Here is a 21,228-nt window from a genome sequence, read left to right on the forward strand (position 1 = left end):
AAATCGCTATACTTTATCGCCCTAAATTTTAGGTCGAAAAATGATCTCTCTTTTTAGAGAAATCATAGGAATTAAATAGCGTTAATTTACGCAAAAAATAACAATATAGAGGTTTTAAATGTCAGCTCCAAATTCAGGAACTAACCCGGCTCCGCTCGGTTTATGCGGTTTTGCATTGACTACTTTTTTACTTAGCTTAATCAACAATGGCACATTCAGCGGTGAAAATGTAGGCTTAGTATTAGCAATGGGATTTGCATTCGGTGGTACAGCACAGATGATCGCAGGTATGTTTGAATTCGCTAAAGGTAATACTTTTGGTTTTACTGCTTTCACTAGCTACGGTGCATTCTGGTGGTCTTTTGCATTATTTAAAGTATTTTTCGCATCAACAGTATCGCCGGAATTTATCGGCTGGTATTTAGTAGCTTGGGGAACATTTACATTAATGATGTTTATTGGCACTCTTGCGAAAGCTCGTGCATTACAAGCGATTTTCTTATTCTTAACCATTACATTCTACTTGTTAGCCGCAGGTGACTTTACCCATAACAGTTCGTTAACAAATATTGGTGGAAACTTTGGTTTATTAACTGCATTCTGTGCATTCTACTTAGCCGCTGCAGATATTATCAACGAAAGCTTTGGTAGAACCATTTTACCAATTGGCGAACCGAAATAATCTTTTTGTATTAAAAATTAAAAAAGCTGAATGTTGCTACATTCAGCTTTTTTATTTCATCTCTAATTTGCAAATTTTAACGTAAAAATAACCGCTTGCTTACGCCTCTTTCTGAGTTTTTTTCTCAACTTCAATTTGCTCTGTTTTTTCCACTTCAAGTTTTACCATAGAACCTTGAATAGTTTGTTGAACTTCAATTGAAATTAAGCTACATAGCAAACTTTCCGTTTCTTTAACTTTTTCAACAACCAAATTATCTGAAGCATCGAAATATCCTTGCTCTTTTAAGCTTGCACTAAAGGTTGAGAAAATTGCTTTATCAAAGAATTCCGGTGCGTTAATGCCGTGTAATACGGATAAACGCTGAGCAATCGAACTACTCTCTTTTTCCAAAGCACCTCGGCTGATTCCCGGCTGCTCGAGTAACACACTCAAGCTGATATAGTAGCGTTGTAAAATCTCACGCACGCCCGCAGAGTGCAGTTGTAGTGTACGGATATGCGGACGGCTAATCATCAACATATCGCTTTCGTTTTTAATTACACCTTGGCGAACAAATTCTGCAATAATAGCTTCAATATGCTTGCTGACTTCCTCTTGTTTAAAATGTAGGAATAATTCAGCTTGTAAGAACGGATAAATTCGGTTTACTGCTTGAATTACCAAATCTTTTGAAATCGCTTCGTGGTGTAACACCATACTTGCCACTAAAGCCGGCAATACAAACAGATGCTGAACATTGTTACGATAATAAGTCATCAGTACGGCTGATTCTCTATCTAAACGAATCAACTCACCAAAACTATCTTTTTCAATGCAAACGCCTGAACGAGGCAATTGGATAACATGATTTAACATATCTTCCACAGACTCTTCGGGTAAAGTAACCTCTTTTGAATAAGGCACATTTCTAAATAACTGAACATAACTTTCCAGCTGTTCAATTACCTGCTCACGAGATAACGCACGCTGACGGGACGCTAATAAAGCAGAACCGACCAAGTTTTTCGCATTTACCGCTGCCGCCTTATTAATATTGACCATCACTTGGTTTGCGATGTTATCTACAGCCTCATTTAACCATTTAGGACGATTATCCTCCGATGACTCTTTCCACTCAGGGAAATGTTGATTAAGGTAATTATTTACTTGAATCGGCTCACCAAAATTAACATAACCCTGCCCTAAATTTTTCAGTTTTTTAATCACACGCAACACCAAACCCGCATTCTCTTTCTCTTTGGCTGCACCGCGTAATTCTTTAGCGTAAGTATCTACTTCAAGCACATGCTCATAACCGATGTACACAGGCACAATGCTAAGCGGACGATTTAAACCACGCTGAAGAGCCTGTAAGGTCATCGACATCATACCTGTTTTTGGTTCTAACAAACGTCCTGTACGAGAACGCCCCCCTTCGATGAAATACTCCACCGAATAACCGCGATAAAATAACTCTGCTAAATATTCACGGAAAATTGTAGAATACAGGCGATTTCCTTTAAAAGTACGACGAATAAAGAATGCTCCCCAGCTACGGAAAATCGGACCTGCCGGCCAGAAATTCAGATTAATACCGGCAGCAATATGTGGTGGAACTAAACCTTGATGATAAAGTAAATAAGATAAAAGCAAATAGTCCATGTGACTACGGTGACACGGCACATAAACAATCTCATGCCCTTCCAAGGCTAATTTACGTACACGATCAGCGTTTTTTACATTAATGCCTTGATATAATTTATTCCAAAGCCAACTTAACACACGATCTGCTACTCTTAAGCTCTCATGTTTTACATCTGCGGCAATTTCATTAATAATTTTTTCAGCTTCTTTACGCGCTTTTTCCGGAGAAGATTTTTTAGCTTCTTCTGCAATGGCGGCTTGAATCACCTCAGAATTAAGGATTTTATTAAACATTGCCTCACGATTAGGCAAACGAGGTCCCATTGCAGAATAACGTAATTTAGCAAAGTGAATTTTAGCTACCCTTGCCACTTTTTGAGCAATTTTTTCATCCGCTCCATGCTCGGTAACCATATAACGCAAAGATACCGCCTGAGAAAAACGGACAAAATTATCACGCCCCGACCAAATCATTGAAATAAAGCGTTGGAATGAGGTTAAAACCTGTAAATAGCGAGCATCTTCTTTACCCGGAGCTCGCCCCCATAACACAGAGACAGGCACTATTTGCACATCTAACTCTTGATTTTCACGATGTAAATCTAAATAACGATAAAAAAGCGATTCTGTTTCGCTTTTTGCCCCCTTTGATTTAAAGAAACGGCGACCTTCGTCTAAAAAGACAAAACGGGGTAAAGTCTGACCATCAATCATATTATCTTGCAATGGATCGGGTAAATTTAATGCCAAACAGTTTTTTTGTAAAATCAATAAATCGGTTTGTGAGGTATATGGCAACACATAGACAATAGGTTGCTCAAGGTTGAGTGCCAATTCTCTTATAGGATCATTAGGAATAGCACGAGACTTCACTAAAAGTGAAAGAGGTAAATTTAATAGGGTTCGATAACAATTTAATAAGCCAGACATATTAATATCCCTTTAGAATAGTTATTTTTGGAGGTCTAACCTCTAAGACACACCATTCTACCATAATTTTTTACATAATTTTGTGAAATTATTAGTTACAAAACCAAAAATACTGTATATACTATCAACATTTTCTGTATATAAAGCCAGTAAGGATATTCAAATGCGTAAACATTTAACTGCTCGCCAACAAGAAATTTTTGATTTCGTAAAAAATCATATTGAAAAGACAGGAATGCCTCCAACACGTGTGGAAATTGCGAGAGAAATAGGCTTTAAGTCACCCAACGCAGCAGAAGAGCATTTAAAAGCACTTGCCCGTAAAGGCTATATTGAGATGCTTTCAGGCACATCTCGAGGCATTCGTATTTTGGTTAATGATGAAGCTGAAGCAGCTAATGACGCAGATGAAGGCTTACCGCTTATTGGTAAAGTGGCTGCCGGCACCCCTATCTTAGCTGTTGAACACGTAGAAAATCATTATCCGGTAAACGGTGCGATGTTTAACCCGGCTGCTGACTATTTACTAAAAGTAAACGGCAATTCCATGGAAAAAATCGGTATTTTGGATGGCGACTTATTAGCCGTTCATAAAACTAACTCGGCCCGTAACGGTCAAGTGGTTGTTGCCCGTGTTAATGATGAAGTCACCGTTAAACGCTTAGAGAAAAAAGGCGAATTAATCTATTTGCATCCTGAAAACGATGAGTTAAAGCCAATTGTGGTCAACCCAACCCAAGAATATATTGAGATTGAAGGCATTGCCGTGGGTGTTATTCGTAGCAATGCTTGGATGTAGAATATTATTAGGGTTAAAATGAATCCTCCCTACTACAGCCGATAATATCGAAAAGGGCGAATATTGATTCGCCCTACAAATTGCAAAAAAATAATAGAATTTGACCGCTTGTATCCTTTCTTCTCTATGAAAAATTCGCCTCAGCTTGCCAGCTTTTCTCATACTGAACAGGAATTGCTAACCAAAGCACAATGGTTGGCAGGCTTTACCTTAGGTGAAATTGCCGAAATGTTGAATATGCCTATACCCATGGATTTAAAACGAGATAAAGGCTGGGTGGGTATGTTAATTGAAACGGCATTAGGTGCAAAAGCCGGTAGTAAAGCCGAACAAGATTTTGCACACCTTGGTATTGAACTTAAAACTATTCCTGTTAATGAAAAAGGCTTGCCTTTAGAAACAACCTTTGTCAGCCTTGCGCCACTAACACAGAATAATGGCATTACTTGGCAAAGTTGCCATGTTCGACATAAACTCTCTCGTGTTTTATGGATTCCGGTTGAAGGTAAACGCACAATTCCACTCTACCAACGCCATATAGGGCAGCCGATTTTATGGTCGCCTTCCGTTGAGCAAGAATATCGTCTGCAACAGGATTGGGAAGAGCTTATGGAAATGATTGTGTTAGGTAAGCTTAATGAAATTAACGCTACACTTGGAGAGGTATTGCAGCTTCGCCCAAAAGGTAGGAATAGCCACTCACTTGCCCCCGCGATCAATAATAAAGGTGAGCTGGTGCAATCTCTGCCTTTAGGCTTTTATTTACGCAAACAATTTACGGCTGAAATTTTACAAAACTTTTTGCATTACCCCCTTTAAATTTTGCTCAACTCTCTATATGATGTCCTCCTTTTTTGGATAGAAAAAAACAATTAATCCCCCTATTTTTTGAAGGATATTTTATGTTTGATTGGATTGCAAACCCCGAAGCCTGGATCGCACTTTTAACCTTAACCGGGCTTGAAATCGTGTTAGGTATCGATAATATTATTGTAATTAGTATTTTGGTTTCTCGCCTACCAGTACATCAACGCCAATCTGCACGTATTATTGGCTTGGCTCTTGCGATGGGAACCCGCATCCTGCTATTACTTTCGTTCGCTTGGATGATGCGCTTGGTCGATCCTCTCTTTAACGTTGCAGGCAATGAAATTTCTGGACGTGATCTGATTTTATTACTCGGCGGTATTTTCCTTATCGTAAAAAGTGCAATGGAATTAAAAGAATCTATCGCTGCCGAATCCCATGAAGAAAACCAAGCAACTAGTAAAACAGCAAGCTTTTTCATGATTTTAACTCAAATTGCCATTTTTGATGTTGTATTCTCGCTTGATTCTGTGATTACGGCTGTTGCAATGGCAAAAGATATTCCGGTTATGGTAATCGCGATTGTGATTGCAGTGGCAGTGATGATGTTAGCAGCAAAAAGCATTGGCGATTTCGTAGATAATAATCCAACTATCAAAAACTTAGCACTCGCCTTCTTGATTTTAATCGGTATCGTATTAATTGCCGAAGGTTTCGATATTCACATACCAAAAGCAGCTGTTTACACCGCAATGGGCTTCTCCGTGATTGTGGAAATGCTCAACATAAAGATGCGTAGCAATCAAGAAAAGCTTGAACAAGTATAATTGCTTATCCTTTTAACAGCCCTTGATGAAAATCAAGGGCTTTTTAATGTACAATACCCCTAACAAGCGGTCGTTTTACCCAATTTTTTTACAAATTATTCTAACTCAAAATTATGTTACTGATTGATATTAAAGATAAAGAACTTACCCAAGAAGAAGTGGAAATGTTAGAACATCCTCTGGTTTCAGGGCTGATTTTATTTACCCGTAATTTTTATGATAAAGCCCAAATGCAAGCATTAGTGAAAGACATTCGCCAAAGGGTGAAAAAGCCACTGTTGATTACAGTCGATCAAGAAGGCGGACGTGTGCAACGTTTCCGTGAAGGGTTTACCAAATTACCGGCAATGCAATCTTTCAAACAACTTGCCACAACCGAAGCCGAAGCTACCCAAATCGCAAAAGAATCAGGCTGGCTAATGGCTGCTGAAATGTTTGCATTAGACATTGATTTAAGTTTTGCCCCCGTATTGGATTTAGGCCATGAATGCAAAGCAATTGGCGACCGTTCATTTGGGCAAGATCCCAGTGCAATTTTACCGATAGCTGAGGCTTTCATCGATGGCATGATTGAAATAGGCATGGCGACCACAGGTAAGCACTTCCCCGGTCACGGGCATGTATTAGCCGATTCACATTTAGAAACCCCTTTTGATGATCGTCCACGAGAAATGATTTTTGAGCACGATATCCAACCATTCAAACAGCTTATTTCTAAAGGTAAGCTTTCCGCAATTATGCCTGCACACGTAGTTTATACCCAATGTGATAGCCAGCCTGCAAGCGGCTCAATCTATTGGTTAAAAGAAGTGCTACGTAAACAATTAAATTTCAACGGTGTAATTTTCTCAGACGATTTAGGCATGAAAGGTGCCGGTTTTATGGGGAATTTCGTAGAACGTTCGGAAAAAGCTATTCAAGCAGGTTGTGATTTACTCTTACTTTGCAATGAACCGGGTGGCGTTGTTCAAGTATTAGATAGCTTGAAATATCAACCAACCCAAGCTCAAAAAGAACGTCATTTATCATTGATGAAACGTAAAACAATCAGTTGGCAAGAGCTGGAAAATAGCTCCCGCTACAAGCGAGCACAACTTGAGCTAACCACCTTACAAAACAAATGGTTAGAGTGGAAAGAAGCCAATGCCTAATATGTTGCAATGTTCTCATTTTGAACGTGGTAATTGTACTTCTTGCCAATGGCTTGAAAAGCCTTATAGCACTCAATTATCCGATAAATTAGCTGATCTCAAGCGGTTAATTTCACCTTTTATTTTGCAAAATAAAACGGAAATATTACCGCTTGTCTCCTCTCCTCTTTCTCATTTTCGCAATAAAGCCAAAATGATAGTTTCCGGCAGTGTGGAACGTCCGATTCTCGGTATTTTAAAAGATCAAAATGATGTGCAAAGCGGCATTGATTTAACCGACTGCTCACTCTACCCTACTTCATTTACGACACTATTTCCCATTCTGAAAGACTTTATCGCCCGAGCAGGCTTGGTGCCGTATAACATTGCGAAGAAAAAAGGTGAGCTGAAATATATTCTGATTACCGAAAGCCAATATAATCAATCACTTATGTTACGCTTTGTGGTAAGAAGCGAAACCAAACGAGCATTAGTCGAACGAGAGCTGCCAAAGCTGTTGGAAAAGTTGCCTACAAACTCAGTGGTGAGCCTTAATATTCAGCCCCAACACGCAGCTTTACTCGAGGGCGAAAAGGAAATTTTTCTTACTGAACAGAAAGTGATTAAAGAATATTTCAACGGAGTACCGCTGTTTATTCGTCCACAAGGCTTTTTTCAGACTAATCCACAAGTTGCCAGTGAACTTTATCGGACAGCACAAACATGGATTAAAGATTTGCCCATTGGAAAATTTTGGGATCTTTTCTGCGGTGTCGGCGGCTTTGGCTTACATTGTGCCAATACCTTGGCTTGTCAAAATCCTAATGTGGAATTAACCGGCATTGAGATTTCAGCTTCAGCTATTGAAAGTGCAACTAAATCAGCAAACGAACTTGGCTTAAATAAAGTAAAATTCGCCTCACTAGATTCAGCTCAATTTGCGTTAAATGAAACCGGCTCAACGCCAGATTTAGTGATTGTCAATCCACCTCGCCGAGGTATTGGCAAACCGTTAGCAGAATTTCTTGATCAGCTCGGCTCGCCCTATTTGATTTATTCAAGTTGTAATGCTAATTCAATGGCAAAAGACTTTGAATCACTGACCAATTATGAATTACACAAAGTACAACTTTTTGATATGTTTCCGCATACTGCACACTACGAAACCTTGGCGTTTTTAGTCAAAAAGTAAGCATTACAAGGGGTCAATTTTTTGCCGTTTTTTGCAAATATTGCTATAATCTTAGCGAATATCGTCTTAGATCAAATTAGTGATAAATTATTTGTCGGAATTGCGGTTTTTAAAAGACAAAAGCAGAAAATCGCTTTAATATATATCTATTCTTTTTTTCTATTAACTCTCACATTAGAGGATATCAACAATGGCAAAAATTGTTAAAGTAATCGGTCGTGAAATCATCGACTCTCGTGGTAACCCAACTGTTGAAGCAGAAGTTCACTTAGAAGGTGGCTTTGTTGGTTTAGCAGCTGCTCCATCTGGTGCTTCTACCGGTTCACGTGAAGCATTAGAATTACGTGATGGCGATAAAGGTCGTTTCTTAGGTAAAGGCGTATTAAAAGCGGTTTCAGCAGTAAACAACGAAATTGCAAATGCACTTGTAGGTAAAGAAGGTACTGCACAAGCAGAAATCGACCAAATCATGATCGATTTAGACGGTACAGAAAACAAATCTAAATTCGGTGCAAACGCAATCTTAGCCGTTTCTTTAGCAACCGCTAAAGCGGCAGCGGCATCTAAAGGTTTACCTCTTTATGCTTACATCGCTGAATTAAACGGTACTCCGGGCGTTTACTCTATGCCGTTACCGATGATGAACATCATCAACGGTGGTGAACACGCAGATAACAACGTTGATATTCAAGAATTTATGATTCAACCGGTTGGTGCATCAACATTAAAAGAAGCATTACGCATTGGTGCAGAAGTATTCCACAATCTTGCAAAAGTATTAAAAGCAAAAGGCTTAAATACTGCGGTAGGTGACGAAGGTGGTTTCGCACCAAACTTAGCGTCTAATGCTGATGCATTAGCATGTATTAAAGAAGCGGTAGAAAAAGCGGGTTATGTGTTAGGTAAAGATGTAACTTTAGCAATGGACTGTGCATCTTCTGAGTTCTATGATAAAGAACGTAACGTGTACGATATGAAAGGCGAAGGCAAAACCTTCACTTCACAAGAATTCACTCATTACTTAGAAGGCTTATGCAAAGAGTACCCAATCGTGTCTATCGAAGACGGTCAAGACGAGTCTGACTGGGAAGGTTTCGCATACCAAACTAAAGTATTAGGCGACAAGGTTCAATTAGTAGGTGATGACTTATTCGTAACCAACACCAAAATCTTGGCTCGTGGTATCGAAAACGGCATCGCAAACTCTATCTTAATCAAATTCAACCAAATCGGTTCATTAACTGAAACCTTAGCAGCGATTAAGATGGCGAAAGATGCAGGTTACACCGCAGTCATCTCTCACCGCTCAGGCGAAACTGAAGATGCGACCATTGCAGATTTAGCAGTTGGTACAGCAGCAGGTCAAATCAAAACCGGTTCTATGAGCCGTTCTGACCGTGTAGCGAAATACAACCAATTAATCCGTATCGAAGAAGCGTTAGAACGTGCTGGCACACCGGCTCCGTTCAACGGTCGTCGTGAGATTAAAGGTCAAGCGTAATTGCTGATATAAAATTGCAAATGCCACTGAGAAATCAGTGGCATTTTTCTATATAAGGATAACTCAATGCTCTACTCTGTTTTAACCGATCACATTTTACTCAATGAACCTTACCGCAATGGGGCTCATTCCACTCAGCATGAACATTTGGTGGTGATGTTTGAAATTGATGAAGAAACCGGCTATTTTTATGCAATGGATTTACACCAAACCGAACAGCCGGTGGTAGATAGCTTATTTGTTTTTAGCATTAGTGATATTGAACAAAACTCGCTACACGAGCCACGCCGAGTAGAAATTTGTTGGGACGAAAGCGGTTATCAAGCCTTCTTGCTGATCAACGGCTACCCGCACGCGGTGTTTGATTTCCGTCAATTTGTTGGCTATAACCACAGCAAATTCCCTCACCCGGAACTTGGCAGTATGTGGGTGCATAAAGAAACCACGAAAGAATTAGTTGAGAAATGGTTAAGCAATAGCTAAAACTATAAGGACGCACCAAAGTGCGTCCCTAAAACAAAAATCTCTGATCCTATTTTACTTCTCTAATCATAATCTCGGATGGAATCACACTTCCCTGCCAGTAGAGCTCAGCAGCTACTTTTTCCGCTAAGGCAAAATAGGCCTGACTAATCTCATGATCCGGTGCCGCAGCAACCGTTGGCACACCGGCATCTAAATCTTCACGTAAACGGATATGTAGCGGCAGTTGTGCTAACACTTGAGTTCCATATTTTTGTGCTATTTTATCTGCCCCACCGGTCCCAAAAATGGCTTCATGGTGACCACAGTTTGAGCAAATATGCATCGACATATTTTCCACCACACCAAGCACCGGTACAGAAACTTTCTCAAACATTGAAATTCCTTTAATAGCGTCTAATAGTGCAATATCTTGTGGAGTAGTAACAACAATCGCACCTGTTACCGGAATTTGCTGAGAAAGCGTTAATTGAATATCCCCCGTACCCGGCGGCATATCAATCACTAAATAATCCAATTCATTCCACCAAGTTTCATTCAGTAGCTGGCTTAACGCACTACTTGCCATTGGGCCCCGCCAAATGGTTGCATTATCTTCATCCATTAAATAACCAATTGAATTAGATTGCAGACCATGTGCGATAATTGGTGTGATGTGCTTATTATCCGGTGAAGTCGGACGTTGGTCTTTTGCTCCCAGCATATGGGGAATTGATGGACCATAAATATCCGCATCCAAAATCCCCACTCTTGCTCCTTGGGCTTGCAACGCTAATGCTAAGTTTACTGATGTAGTCGATTTCCCTACGCCACCTTTACCAGAAGTAACCGCAATAATATTTTTCACACCATTCACAGCCGGATGCTTATTCGCACGTTTTAAGGTAGCAATTTGGTAATTTAGTACCCATTTTACACCGCTTGCTGCTGCAACTTGCTTCAATTTTTCTTCAGTCTCTGATTTTAGTGCCTGAAAACCACCATTCCAAGCAAAGGGCATAGTTATTTCAATTCGTAAAATACTTCCACCTAACTCTGCCTTTTTAAAAGCATTTAATGCGATAAGATCTTTTTGCAATGTTGGGTGCGAAAATTGTTGTAAAACACTTTTAATTTCAACAAGTTGCTGCTCTGTTAATTGATTCATCATATTAATCCTTTTGTGCTGAAACACGTTGTAGATCCTTGCTATAAATTACTTCGCTATCATTATTAAGATCAATACCTAAAAGGGAGGAAACCATCCCAACCCGATGCTGGTATTGAAATAGCGGTAGCACTGCTACATCATGATAAAGCAGTTCATTAATATCTAAAATCAGTTGATTACGCTCTTCTAAACTTAAGTTTTCTAATTGTAGTCGTTCAAGTTTTTGATCAACTAATTCATTTTTATAATTTGAATGATTATCTGGACTCCTGGAGTGAAATTTCTGTAAAAACATCACAGGATCAGGATAATCTGCACACCAACCTGATCTTATTAACTGGAACTCCTTATGATATCTCAATTTACTTAAGGTTTCCCAATCAACCATTTTAGGTGTAATTTGAAATAGCTCAGATTGTGAAAGCGTTCGAGTAATTTGGTTTGCAATCTTAATATTGATATGACTTTCATCATATAACAGCTTCAGTTTCAACGGATTATCTTGATGAATCCCTGCTTTTGTTAATAACTGCTCAACAACTATCGGATTCCAAGTTTTTTCTCTATCTTTGATCAGATTATGTGGCATAACAGATTGGCTTGGAATGCCATGCTCTTGACCAATCTTTGCAGACGCAACCATTGTTCTTAATGCTTCTCGAATCTCTTTTTTACTTAGTATTGGGTCACTAAAGTTAAATTCATAATAATAAGAGCATAGACGTGGAAATTTCACAATATTCGTTTTTTGGCTGTAAAGTGGATTTTCCACAATATCAAAGCGAGTATAATTATCAACCGGTTTAATTAACTGATATTCTACTGTTTGAAAGGGAATATTTGTATCTACTGCTTTTAATACCATTTTATTGGGTATTATTTCTTCAAGTTGGTAAGCACCATTACTAACAAAATTTTCTGAATTTGGAGCTATACCGTGATAGGTAGGTAATAATGCGGCATGTGCCAACATTTCCGGCAATAAATAATTAGGATGATTTAAGCGAATTTGTAGAGAATGATCGTTTAATGCTACGACACCTAACTCAGAGGCCTCTTTTTCTTTATCTTGAATCGCTTTCGCATTTTCTACGCCCATATAGACTAGATATTTTGCAAGAGGTGAGCAATTTTGTGGTTCAATTAAACGCTGCCAGCTAGCAACAAAATCGTGTGCGGTAACTGCATCGCCATTTGACCATTTTGCCTTCTCATTTAAAATGAACAACCACTCTTTTCCATCTTCGCTAAATCCATTCTGAGCAATTGCAGGAATGATATCACCTTTAGCATCGTATGCCATTAAACCCACTAATAGATCTCTTAAGGGTGCCGCATCTGCAGAAGCATTCACCTTATGAGGATCAAGTACAAATATATCTGAATAAATTGCACGCTTTAATAGCTCACTAGTGTGGCTTTCAATTGGTGAGATTTGAGTTGATTTAGGACTATTTAGTTTGTCACAAGCAGTAATGAGTAGCATGCAAGCGGTTATTTTTGCCAGTTTTTTTACAAATTTAACCGCTTGTAGAGATTTAAACATAAGTCTCCTAAAAACGAATCAAGGTTATTAAACAAGAAGCCCGGGGAATAGTGTAGTAATCCCCGCTACAATAATTTCAATGCCAAGTGCCATTAAAATCAACCCCATGATACGGGTCACAACATTCGATCCGGTTCTACCTAATTTCTTAACCAGAGGAGCTGAATAACGAAATAAAATATAACAGATCAATGCAAAAATAATAATAGCAAGGCTAAATCCGACATAATCCTCCCAATTATGGTACCTAGTTCCCCAAACTATCGTTGAACCTATTGCCCCCGGGCCTGCCATAATCGGCATAGCAAGCGGGACAACACCTATATTTTCATATTCAGTAATATCCTCATTTTTTTCTTCTTTATTTTGTTTATGTTCGCCCAGTTTACCGCTGATCATTGTCATCGCAATACTAACAATCAAAATCCCACCGGCAACTCTAAATGAGCTTAAAGAAATACTGAAGGCATTTAAAATCAAGTTTCCAAAGTAAAGACTGACAAGCAAAATAATGCCAATTGATACAGCAGTAACCAAACTTGTACGATTACGCTCCCCCTCATATTGATGGGCAGTCATACTGAAAAAAATCGGCAAAGAACCAAATGGATTTACAATAGCAAAAAGCCCGATAAAGAACTGAAGATAGATAGCAAAATTAACAATAATATCCACAACAACGGTCTCAAATAACGATATTTCTACATGATTATATAGCGTAATTTAAAAGGAGACAAAACTAAAAGCCACAAAACCATTTCAGATTATGGGCACTTTTAGTTTAAAAACTTAGACAATTAACGAGATGACTGATTAATAAATTCTTCATTCACTTCAATAGAAGCTCTTGCACGAAGATCCTTTAACAATTCATTACGTAAAATCAAACGATTTGCTTCTGCGAATTGTGGAGCTAAAGTATTAAATTTTTCAGCATCTCCCTCCTTGATTTTATCTAATGCAACAATCACAATATCACCTTGTTGGTTGCGCGCAACTTGATAGCTTGTTTTGTCTGCCTCTTTTTTCATTGCAAACACCGTTTTGGCTAAGGTCGGATTCTCCACCTCTGCTTGCATATACACTAAAGTTTGTGGTGCATTAAATTTCACATCAGTTGTTTTACCTTCATTTAATGCTTTAAGAGCTTCATCAGCCTTACTCTGTAACGCTTTTTCCGCTTTCTCAGCTTTTACGAAATTCTCAACTGCAGCCTTTGCTTCATCAAAAGTTTGCACACGCTCAGCATCATATTCACTCACTCGTACGAATAAGGTTTTCGGTTGAGTTTCCGTACCAATTTCTAGAGCATCAGAATTTTGCTTATTTTGACGTAACTCCCCATCAAATAACGCTTTTAACACTTTTTCATGCTGTAAAGCTGCAGGTACATTTGCTCGAGTAAATTGTGCTGTTTTTTGTAATTCAACACCACCTGCTTTTGCAACTTCTTCCAATGAGCTATTATTTTCAAATGCTTTGTTTGCCATTTCACGAGCAGTATTTGAATATTCGGTTAGTACTAATTCTTGACGAATAGTATCCACTATACGATCTTTTACTTGAGCTAATTCAATAACCTGTTCCGGCTTGCGTTCCAGCACTTTGATAATATGGTAAGCATTATCCACTTTCACCACATTACTGATTTGACCCGCATTTAAATTTACTATTGCATCTTCAAATGCTTTTGGGAAAGTACCCGCTTTAGCCCAACCTAAATCACCGCCATGGGCGGCAGACAAGCTATCAATCGACTTCGCTTTTGCTAAAGTAGCAAAATCTGCACCATTTTTTAGCTCTTGTTCAACTGCTTTTGCTTGCTCTTCATTAGTTAATTGAATATGAGCTAAATGAGCTTCGCCTTTTGTTATATATTCAGATTTATTACGGTCGTAATAAGTTTGAATCTGCTCATCAGTAATTTGGACTTTTTTCTCAATATCTTTTGGTGAAAGAGACACATATTCAACTACTAATTTTTCAGGCGCTAATAATTTTGCTTTATTGGCATCATAATAAGCTTTCAATTCTTCTTGTGAAGCGATCTGATTTGGCATTTCTTTTGCAATTGAATATTCCGCTAAACGCACTTCACGCTGTTGTAATAACAATTTTGCCAATAGCTCTTGCTGTGCCGGTACGGTAAAATCGCTGTTTACGATGCCTTCTTGTAGCTGAGATTGCAACATACCTTCGTGCACAATCGCTGCATAACCATCTGCACTTAAGCCGTTATTACGTAAAGTTTGTTGATATAAATCGTTGCTGAATTTGCCGTCTTGTTGGAAAATTTGGCTGTTTACAATTTCCGACTTAATTTGCTCAGCACTAATACCAAGCTTTAACTGTTTTGCATATTGCCGTAAGAGCTCTTCATCCACTAAGCCGTTCAGTACAGATTGATTAAATTGAGCAGCATATTCGGGATTATCCATTAAATCCCAAAAACGGCTACCCATTTCTGCATTCAAAATATTTTGCTGACGACTTACTGCATTATTAAACACTTGCTGGCTGATTTCCTCTCCATTGACTTTAGCAATTGAGTTATCAGATGAAATTAAGCCACCACTAATACCACCTATGACAAATGAAATAGAGATCAATGCAAAAATAATTTTAAATACCGGTCCATTCGTCCGCTCATGCATACTTTCAATCATTTAAAAATTCCTAAATCTATTGATAAAAATTGGCATTGATTATACTCTTTCTGGAGTTAGAAATAAATTGCAAATTTTTATTGAAATTTAACCGCTTTCTCTTTAGAATTTACAATTCCTGTCGTAGCTGGGTTAGAGATCGGCTATTGATGTATTATCAACCCTTAACAAAAAGGAAATTAAAATGTCTCTAAGCGTAGAAGCAAAAGCAAAAATCGTTGCTGAATTTGGTCGTGATGCAAAAGATACTGGTTCATCAGAAGTGCAAATTGCATTATTAACAGCTCAAATCAACCACTTACAAGCACACTTTGCTGAGCATAAAAAAGATCACCATGGTCGTCGCGGTTTATTACGTATGGTTTCTCGTCGTCGTAAATTATTAGACTACTTAAAACGTACTGATCTTGCTAAATATTCAGAAACTATCGCACGTTTAGGTTTACGTCGCTAATTTCAAATATTAAATATGAGAGCCGAGCTGAAAAGTTCGGCTTTTTTATAAATCCAATATTGAGGAAAAAATATGGCATTTGCGTCATTATTTACTTTGTTAGACGATATTGCAGCTGTGCTAGACGATGTGTCTATTATGACAAAAGTTGCAGCAAAAAAAACAGCAGGTGTGATTGGCGATGATTTAGCCTTAAATGCGAATCAAGTCAGCGGTAAAAATATCTTACCTGAACGCGAATTACCTATTGTTTGGGCAGTTGCAAAAGGTTCATTTATCAATAAAGTGATCTTAATTCCACTTGCCTTACTTCTATCAGTATTTCTGCCTCAAGCTATCATCCCATTGTTGATGATCGGTGGAGCTTATTTATGCTTTGAAGGTGTAGAAAAATTACTGCACAAATTCTTACATAAAAACGAGCATAGCGAATCCGAAGAACTGTCGGAAAAAGATAAAATTAAAGGTGCTATCCGTACAGATTTTATTTTATCAGCCGAAATTATCATTATTGCTTTAGGGGTTTTACAAGACTCCTCTACTCTCATTAAAATCTTATCTCTTTCTGCTATCGGTATCGGCATTACCGTGTTTGTTTACGGCTTAGTAGGCTTAATCGTTAAGTTAGATGACATCGGTTTGTGGCTAATGCGTAAAAAAAGTGCGTTCTCACAAGCGATCGGGAAAGGCTTATTATTTACAATGCCTTGGTTTATGAAAACACTTTCTGTTATTGGTACTATCGCAATGTTCTTAGTAGGAGGTGGAATCTTTTCCCATAGCTTACCGGCAATCCATCATTTTGTAGAGAAATTACAAATCGCGCCAAACTATTTAATGTTCGTTGATTTAGTTGTAGGTATTATAGTCGGCTTAATTTGTTGTATTATTATCTTACCTATAATGAAATTGTTTTCGAAAAAAGCTTAATTAAAGTAAAAAAATAGCAGGAACTTCCTGCTATTTTATTAAATACTATAATGTCTTGCTTTCATTTAGATTTTCAGGCAAGGCAAGAATGCCATCTGCTTTAGCTTGAACATCCATGTTGACCTGTTTTAAGTTTTCTTCACGAATGCGATTTGCAAGTACTATATCATTTGTTTGCTCTGCCACATGTAACGCCATAATACGATCATCTGCAATACACTCATCATGTTCTAATAACAACTCAAATTGTACTTTCGCTTTTTGGTATTCGCCGTCACGTGTATAAATATAACCTAATGCTCTTGCGTAATCATCTGTATATTTTACATTTGCTTTATCTGCACGTTTTGCTAACACTTTTAATAATTTGCTGTCTGAAGCAACCTGTAAGCGTGTAAGCTGAACAAACAAGCTGTTTAGTTGTTCATCCTCAAATTTCTTTAAGGTTTCTAACGCTATGTCTTCCGCTGATTGGTGATCATCACTATCAATTAAACGTTTCACCACACCTACACGGCTATACACCGATTTACGACGGCGGTTTGGTTGGTTTTCCCACCAATACAATAGCCCTTCTTGCCCTTCTTCTTGTAAACGTTCATCCTGTAAACCATCATCTACAAAATGCTCTAACTCGGCGTACTCTTCTGCGGTTAAGAAACTGCGTTGCCCGATTTCAGTTAGTAATCTGTCTAACGCCACATAGGCTTTAGAATCTTTGTAGATTTGAATAGCCAAACGTAAAACTTCATCGTTATGCGGAGCAAGTTCTAATAAACTATCAATCGCTGTACGAGCTGCGGGGATCTTACCTTGCTGTAACAAAATTTTAGTGCGGGATAATTCCACCGCTACATTATTTGGCCCGGCAATTTCAGCGGCTTTAATCAAATATTTGTTTGCCGCCAAATCATCCCCGTTTTGTTGTGCAGCTTCTGCTGCTTTAATTAAATTAAGCACGGGTTCATCGGCGTGTTTAGCGTTTTTACTGAATAATTTTTCTGCTTTGGAATAATTACCTTCGCTCATACGCATTAGACCTTCTAGGGTCTCCTGCTGTGCTTTTTTATGTTTACGGGTTGAAAACCAGTTATATGCGCCACTACTCATTCTACAAACTTTGGTAAATATCCATTCCAAGCCATAAACTACCGCCATCGCTATAACAAAGAAAACTACTAGCATCACAATGCTCATTTCAATCACTGTTGATGCAGTTTCAATTCTTACATAGCCTTGACTACCTGCGAGGTAAGGACCTGAAATCAACCCGGCTAATAATAAAAGCATTAAAAAGAGAGTTCTAAACATAATATTATTCTCCTTTTATTGTACTGAAGGCTTTGTCGATTGTGGTTGTTCAGAAGTTGCATCTTCTTTCACCGGCTCAACTTGCTCTAGCTCTTTTTCAGCTTGAATTTCTACTTTTTCAACTGCCTGAGGTACTTTATTAATTTGCTGTGCTAATACTTTCAAACTTTGTAATGAATCAGGCGCATCTACATAAATAGTTTGCTCCGCTAAGTCATCCATCTCTTTTAAGAAATTTTGCACATTTTCATTTGAGGTTTCAAAATAACTTCTTATCCAAGAACCTACCGTTTGTAACGATTTTTTATACAACTCACTTTGTTGACGTGGAATTGCTAAAATCGCAATTTGAAGACGTAAGCGAATATTTTCACGCAAATAAATTTCTTGATTTGGTGCAACAAAAGCTTTTTCATCGGCTTCATTACGTTTAGAAATACGAATAAAATGATCTAAGAAAGAAGTCGCATTTTTCTCCAAATTGGTTTTCCAATCTTCAATTGAATCCGTTACTTGATTGTTTGAATTCAATGCTTGATTTTGCTCATTTTCTAAAATAGGCAAGTCATCTAATTTATTAGCTAAATTTGCTACACGCTGCATTAACGCATTTTGGTCGACAACATTAATATTCGCTAACGTATTTAAATCAGCCTTAATTGCGTCACGCACATTAATGGCAGTAGGCACTTGCGTTAATACTTGATCTGCTTCCAATAAAAGATTTTTTGCTGTTTCAATATCGTTATCCAATACGACTTTACGGAGTGCATTATTTAATAGGAAATCAGCTTCAGATAACAACCAGAATGTTTTATCAGAACCAGAAGTATTATTTAATTTTTGTAGCTGTAACTGTAATCCACTAATTTGCTGAGTATAGCCGGTTTGTGCGTTTTCAAGCTGACTAATACGCTCTAACGCTTTTTGGTAATGTGCTGCAAGTTCATTAATTTGTGCTTTTTCATTATCAAAATTCGGCATTTCCAGTGCAGTTTGTACCGGCATTTGCAAAGTTACTTTCTTAGAAACTGCTTTAATTTGAGCATCAAGCTCATTAAATTTTTGATTTCCTAGAAAATAGCCGGCACCACCTACAGCAAGAGCCACTAATAAAGATAATAATGCTAACCCTTTACCACTTGATTTTTGCTGAACGAGAACTTTTTCTTCTACTGCTTTTTCAGTAGAAATATTTTCTTCAACTTGAGTAATATTTTCAGCAGACTCATTCATAACAGCCTTCTCAGCCTCCTTTTTTGCAAAAGATTCTGTAGAATCGACCGCTTGTTGAGTCTTATCTCCCACTTCTTCAATCTTATTTTCTACTTGTTCAAGTACTTTTTTTTGTCTTGACATACTCGCCACCTTAGTTAGATTTGTTGTCAATTTTAAATAATGTATTCATTAAGCTTACATTATCAGCTTTATATGATAAAAAAATCTGCTCTGCTTGCCAGCCCATCTGTCTGGCAATTTTTGCAATGCGATTACTTACTACTACAAGGTTACACCCCAGCAACCATTCACGGCAACTCTCTTTTGTCTGCTCAAACAATGAAGTTAAAATTTCACTACTGGTAATTACAACTGTATCCACACCTAAACGCTTACATAAGCTGATTTTTTCAGGAATATCATCGGTTACAGGAACTCTTTGATAACATTCAAGATATTGTACATTTGCCCCACGCAAAGTCGCTTTTTCAGCTAACAATTCCCGACCAGAATTTGCCCTTAAAATCAAAATTGTCTTATCTCGTAAATTCTGCATTTCAGGCAGCTCTAATACTCCCTCACTATTTTCAGATTCTATCGGATAAATGACCGCTTGTTCAGCTTTTTCTGTAAAATATTTAGCCGTTCTTTGCCCTACCGCCAAATATTTCAGATCAGCACGGAAATGAAATCCTGTATCAGCAAGCGTTTTAACCGCATATTCCACTGCATTAGGCGACACAGAAAAAACATAATCTCCCGATTTCAAACGGGATAAAACGGATGGAAGCTGCGGCAGATCTTTGCCGGCCTCAATTGTAAATAGCGGTTGATGAATAGCAAAAATTTGCTGCTCATTCAACATATCGGCTAATTCTTGTCCCCTACTGTCAGGACGTGTAACAAGTACATTCATTATCTTATGCGTTGTCTTTATAAACTTCTGCCAAAATTTTATCTGCACCTTGTGCCAATAATTGCTCAGCAACCGAGATACCCAACTGCTCGGCATTTTGTATATTAGCTTTACCGGAAGCTCGAATAATTTGTGAACCATCTAGCGAGCCTACTAAGGCATTCAATGTAATCTCATCGCCTGCTAACGTCGCAAAACCACCAATCGGCACTTGACATCCGCCTTGCAAACGAGTGTTCATCGCACGCTCAGCTATCACACAACAAGCGGTCGAATTATGATTTAATTTTGCAACATAGTTTAAAATACGCTCATCGTTTACTCTAGTTTCAATACCTACTGCACCTTGCCCTGCGGCCGGTAACGATTGCTCGACCGGAATATAGCTTCGAATTCTCTCTTTTAACCCTAAACGGATTAAACCTGCAGAGGCTAAAATAATAGCATCATATTCACCATTATCTAATTTACTCAAACGAGTCCCCACATTTCCTCGTAAAGATTTTACTGTTAAATGAGGATATTTCGCCATTAATTGACATTGACGGCGTAAACTGGAAGTCCCTATAACCGAACCTGCCGGCAATTCATCCAAGCTACTAAATTTATTTGAAACAAAAGCATCTCTTGGATCTTCACGCTCGCAAATTACCGCTAACCCTAATCCTTCCGGAAAACTCATTGGCACGTCTTTCATTGAATGTACCGCGATATCTGCCCGATTTTCCAATAACGCCAGTTCTAATTCTTTAACGAACAATCCTTTACCGCCAATTTTTGCCAAAGGAGTATCTAAAATAACATCGCCTTTTGTTACCATAGTCACCAGTTCAACAGACAAATTAGGAAAATATTTTTCTAATTCGCTTTTTACAAAATTAGCCTGCCACAAAGCGAGTGGGCTTTGGCGGGTTGCAATACGTAAAATATCCTTCATAAATCTTTAATCTAAAACAAACTTGTCAGTAACCCATCCTAACACTTTTTGCCTCAAACTGCCAAAAATAATCATCTCTATCTAGTTGGTATTAATCAAAATTAAGTGATTTTTCTTCAAGAA

19 protein-coding genes are annotated in these 21,228 nt (G+C 38.1%); 10 read left to right on the forward strand and 9 right to left on the reverse strand.

Annotation, left to right across the window (positions count from 1 at the left end; genetic code table 11):
* The first annotated feature begins 118 nt into the window (after nt 1-118).
* A complete protein-coding gene (locus tag A6B41_RS07570; protein WP_027074246.1) occupies nt 119-682 on the forward strand; it encodes an acetate uptake transporter in 564 nt (187 codons plus the stop codon).
* 99 nt (nt 683-781) lie between these two features.
* On the opposite strand, the gene plsB is transcribed toward A6B41_RS07570, so the two are convergent.
* Nucleotides 782-3,238, reverse strand: coding sequence for a glycerol-3-phosphate 1-O-acyltransferase PlsB (gene plsB, locus A6B41_RS07575; RefSeq protein ID WP_027074245.1), 2,457 nt, complete (start codon nt 3,236-3,238; stop codon nt 782-784).
* 163 nt (nt 3,239-3,401) lie between these two features.
* Between plsB and lexA the strand changes: the two genes are divergently transcribed.
* From lexA to A6B41_RS07610, 7 genes are all read left to right on the forward strand, one after another.
* A complete protein-coding gene (lexA, locus tag A6B41_RS07580; RefSeq protein WP_027074244.1) occupies nt 3,402-4,037 on the forward strand; it encodes a transcriptional repressor LexA in 636 nt (211 codons plus the stop codon).
* Nucleotides 4,038-4,163: 126 nt separating this feature from the next.
* Entirely contained in the window at nt 4,164-4,856 is a 693-nt protein-coding gene (gene mutH / locus A6B41_RS07585; protein ID WP_027074243.1) for a DNA mismatch repair endonuclease MutH, read from the forward strand.
* A gap of 83 nt (nt 4,857-4,939) precedes the next feature.
* Entirely contained in the window at nt 4,940-5,671 is a 732-nt protein-coding gene (locus tag A6B41_RS07590) for a TerC family protein (RefSeq protein WP_027074242.1), read from the forward strand.
* A gap of 113 nt (nt 5,672-5,784) precedes the next feature.
* Entirely contained in the window at nt 5,785-6,822 is a 1,038-nt protein-coding gene (gene nagZ, locus A6B41_RS07595; RefSeq protein ID WP_027074241.1) for a beta-N-acetylhexosaminidase, read from the forward strand.
* Nucleotides 6,815-7,993, forward strand: a complete 1,179-nt coding sequence (rlmC, locus tag A6B41_RS07600; protein WP_027074240.1) for a 23S rRNA (uracil(747)-C(5))-methyltransferase RlmC — start codon at nt 6,815-6,817, stop codon at nt 7,991-7,993. The genes nagZ and rlmC overlap by 8 nt, the downstream gene beginning before the upstream one ends.
* A gap of 190 nt (nt 7,994-8,183) precedes the next feature.
* Complete coding sequence (gene eno, locus A6B41_RS07605) at nt 8,184-9,494, forward strand: phosphopyruvate hydratase (RefSeq protein WP_027074238.1); 1,311 nt, start codon at nt 8,184-8,186, stop codon at nt 9,492-9,494.
* A gap of 66 nt (nt 9,495-9,560) precedes the next feature.
* Nucleotides 9,561-9,977: a DUF2251 domain-containing protein gene (locus tag A6B41_RS07610; RefSeq protein ID WP_027074237.1), complete on the forward strand. Its 417-nt coding sequence runs from the start codon at nt 9,561-9,563 to the stop codon at nt 9,975-9,977.
* 49 nt (nt 9,978-10,026) lie between these two features.
* On the opposite strand, the gene apbC is transcribed toward A6B41_RS07610, so the two are convergent.
* From apbC to A6B41_RS07630, 4 genes are all read right to left on the reverse strand, one after another.
* Nucleotides 10,027-11,124 (reverse strand): iron-sulfur cluster carrier protein ApbC, encoded by a 1,098-nt coding sequence (gene apbC, locus A6B41_RS07615; RefSeq protein WP_027074236.1) that lies wholly within the window; start codon nt 11,122-11,124, stop codon nt 10,027-10,029.
* Nucleotides 11,125-11,128: 4 nt separating this feature from the next.
* Nucleotides 11,129-12,673: a peptide ABC transporter substrate-binding protein gene (locus A6B41_RS07620; RefSeq protein WP_027074235.1), complete on the reverse strand. Its 1,545-nt coding sequence runs from the start codon at nt 12,671-12,673 to the stop codon at nt 11,129-11,131.
* Nucleotides 12,674-12,700: 27 nt separating this feature from the next.
* Nucleotides 12,701-13,348, reverse strand: a complete 648-nt coding sequence (locus A6B41_RS07625) for a YchE family NAAT transporter (protein WP_027074234.1) — start codon at nt 13,346-13,348, stop codon at nt 12,701-12,703.
* A gap of 122 nt (nt 13,349-13,470) precedes the next feature.
* A complete protein-coding gene (locus A6B41_RS07630; RefSeq protein WP_027074233.1) occupies nt 13,471-15,339 on the reverse strand; it encodes a SurA N-terminal domain-containing protein in 1,869 nt (622 codons plus the stop codon).
* Between the two features lie 184 nt (nt 15,340-15,523).
* Between A6B41_RS07630 and rpsO the strand changes: the two genes are divergently transcribed.
* Nucleotides 15,524-15,793 (forward strand): 30S ribosomal protein S15, encoded by a 270-nt coding sequence (rpsO, locus tag A6B41_RS07635; RefSeq protein ID WP_005597777.1) that lies wholly within the window; start codon nt 15,524-15,526, stop codon nt 15,791-15,793.
* Nucleotides 15,794-15,865: 72 nt separating this feature from the next.
* Nucleotides 15,866-16,723: a DUF808 domain-containing protein gene (locus tag A6B41_RS07640; protein WP_027074232.1), complete on the forward strand. Its 858-nt coding sequence runs from the start codon at nt 15,866-15,868 to the stop codon at nt 16,721-16,723.
* 45 nt (nt 16,724-16,768) lie between these two features.
* Here A6B41_RS07640 and A6B41_RS07645 read toward each other — a convergent pair whose 3' ends face one another.
* The 4 genes from A6B41_RS07645 to hemC are packed head-to-tail and all read right to left on the reverse strand — an operon-like array spanning nt 16,769 to nt 21,105.
* A complete protein-coding gene (locus A6B41_RS07645; RefSeq protein ID WP_032847389.1) occupies nt 16,769-18,034 on the reverse strand; it encodes a heme biosynthesis protein HemY in 1,266 nt (421 codons plus the stop codon).
* A gap of 15 nt (nt 18,035-18,049) precedes the next feature.
* Nucleotides 18,050-19,393 carry a uroporphyrinogen-III C-methyltransferase gene (locus A6B41_RS07650; protein ID WP_027074230.1) on the reverse strand — a complete coding sequence of 448 codons (1,344 nt, stop codon included), beginning with the start codon at nt 19,391-19,393 and terminating at the stop codon, nt 18,050-18,052.
* Nucleotides 19,394-19,403: 10 nt separating this feature from the next.
* Nucleotides 19,404-20,168 (reverse strand): uroporphyrinogen-III synthase, encoded by a 765-nt coding sequence (locus A6B41_RS07655; RefSeq protein ID WP_027074229.1) that lies wholly within the window; start codon nt 20,166-20,168, stop codon nt 19,404-19,406.
* A 4-nt stretch (nt 20,169-20,172) separates the two neighbouring features.
* The gene (gene hemC / locus A6B41_RS07660) at nt 20,173-21,105 is read right to left on the reverse strand and encodes a hydroxymethylbilane synthase (RefSeq protein WP_027074228.1); all 933 of its coding nucleotides are present in this window, start codon (nt 21,103-21,105) and stop codon (nt 20,173-20,175) included.
* Nucleotides 21,106-21,228 lie beyond the last annotated feature (123 nt).

Source organism: Mannheimia granulomatis, from assembly GCF_013377255.1.
In the GTDB taxonomy this organism is placed as follows: Bacteria; Pseudomonadota; Gammaproteobacteria; order Enterobacterales; family Pasteurellaceae; genus Mannheimia; species Mannheimia granulomatis.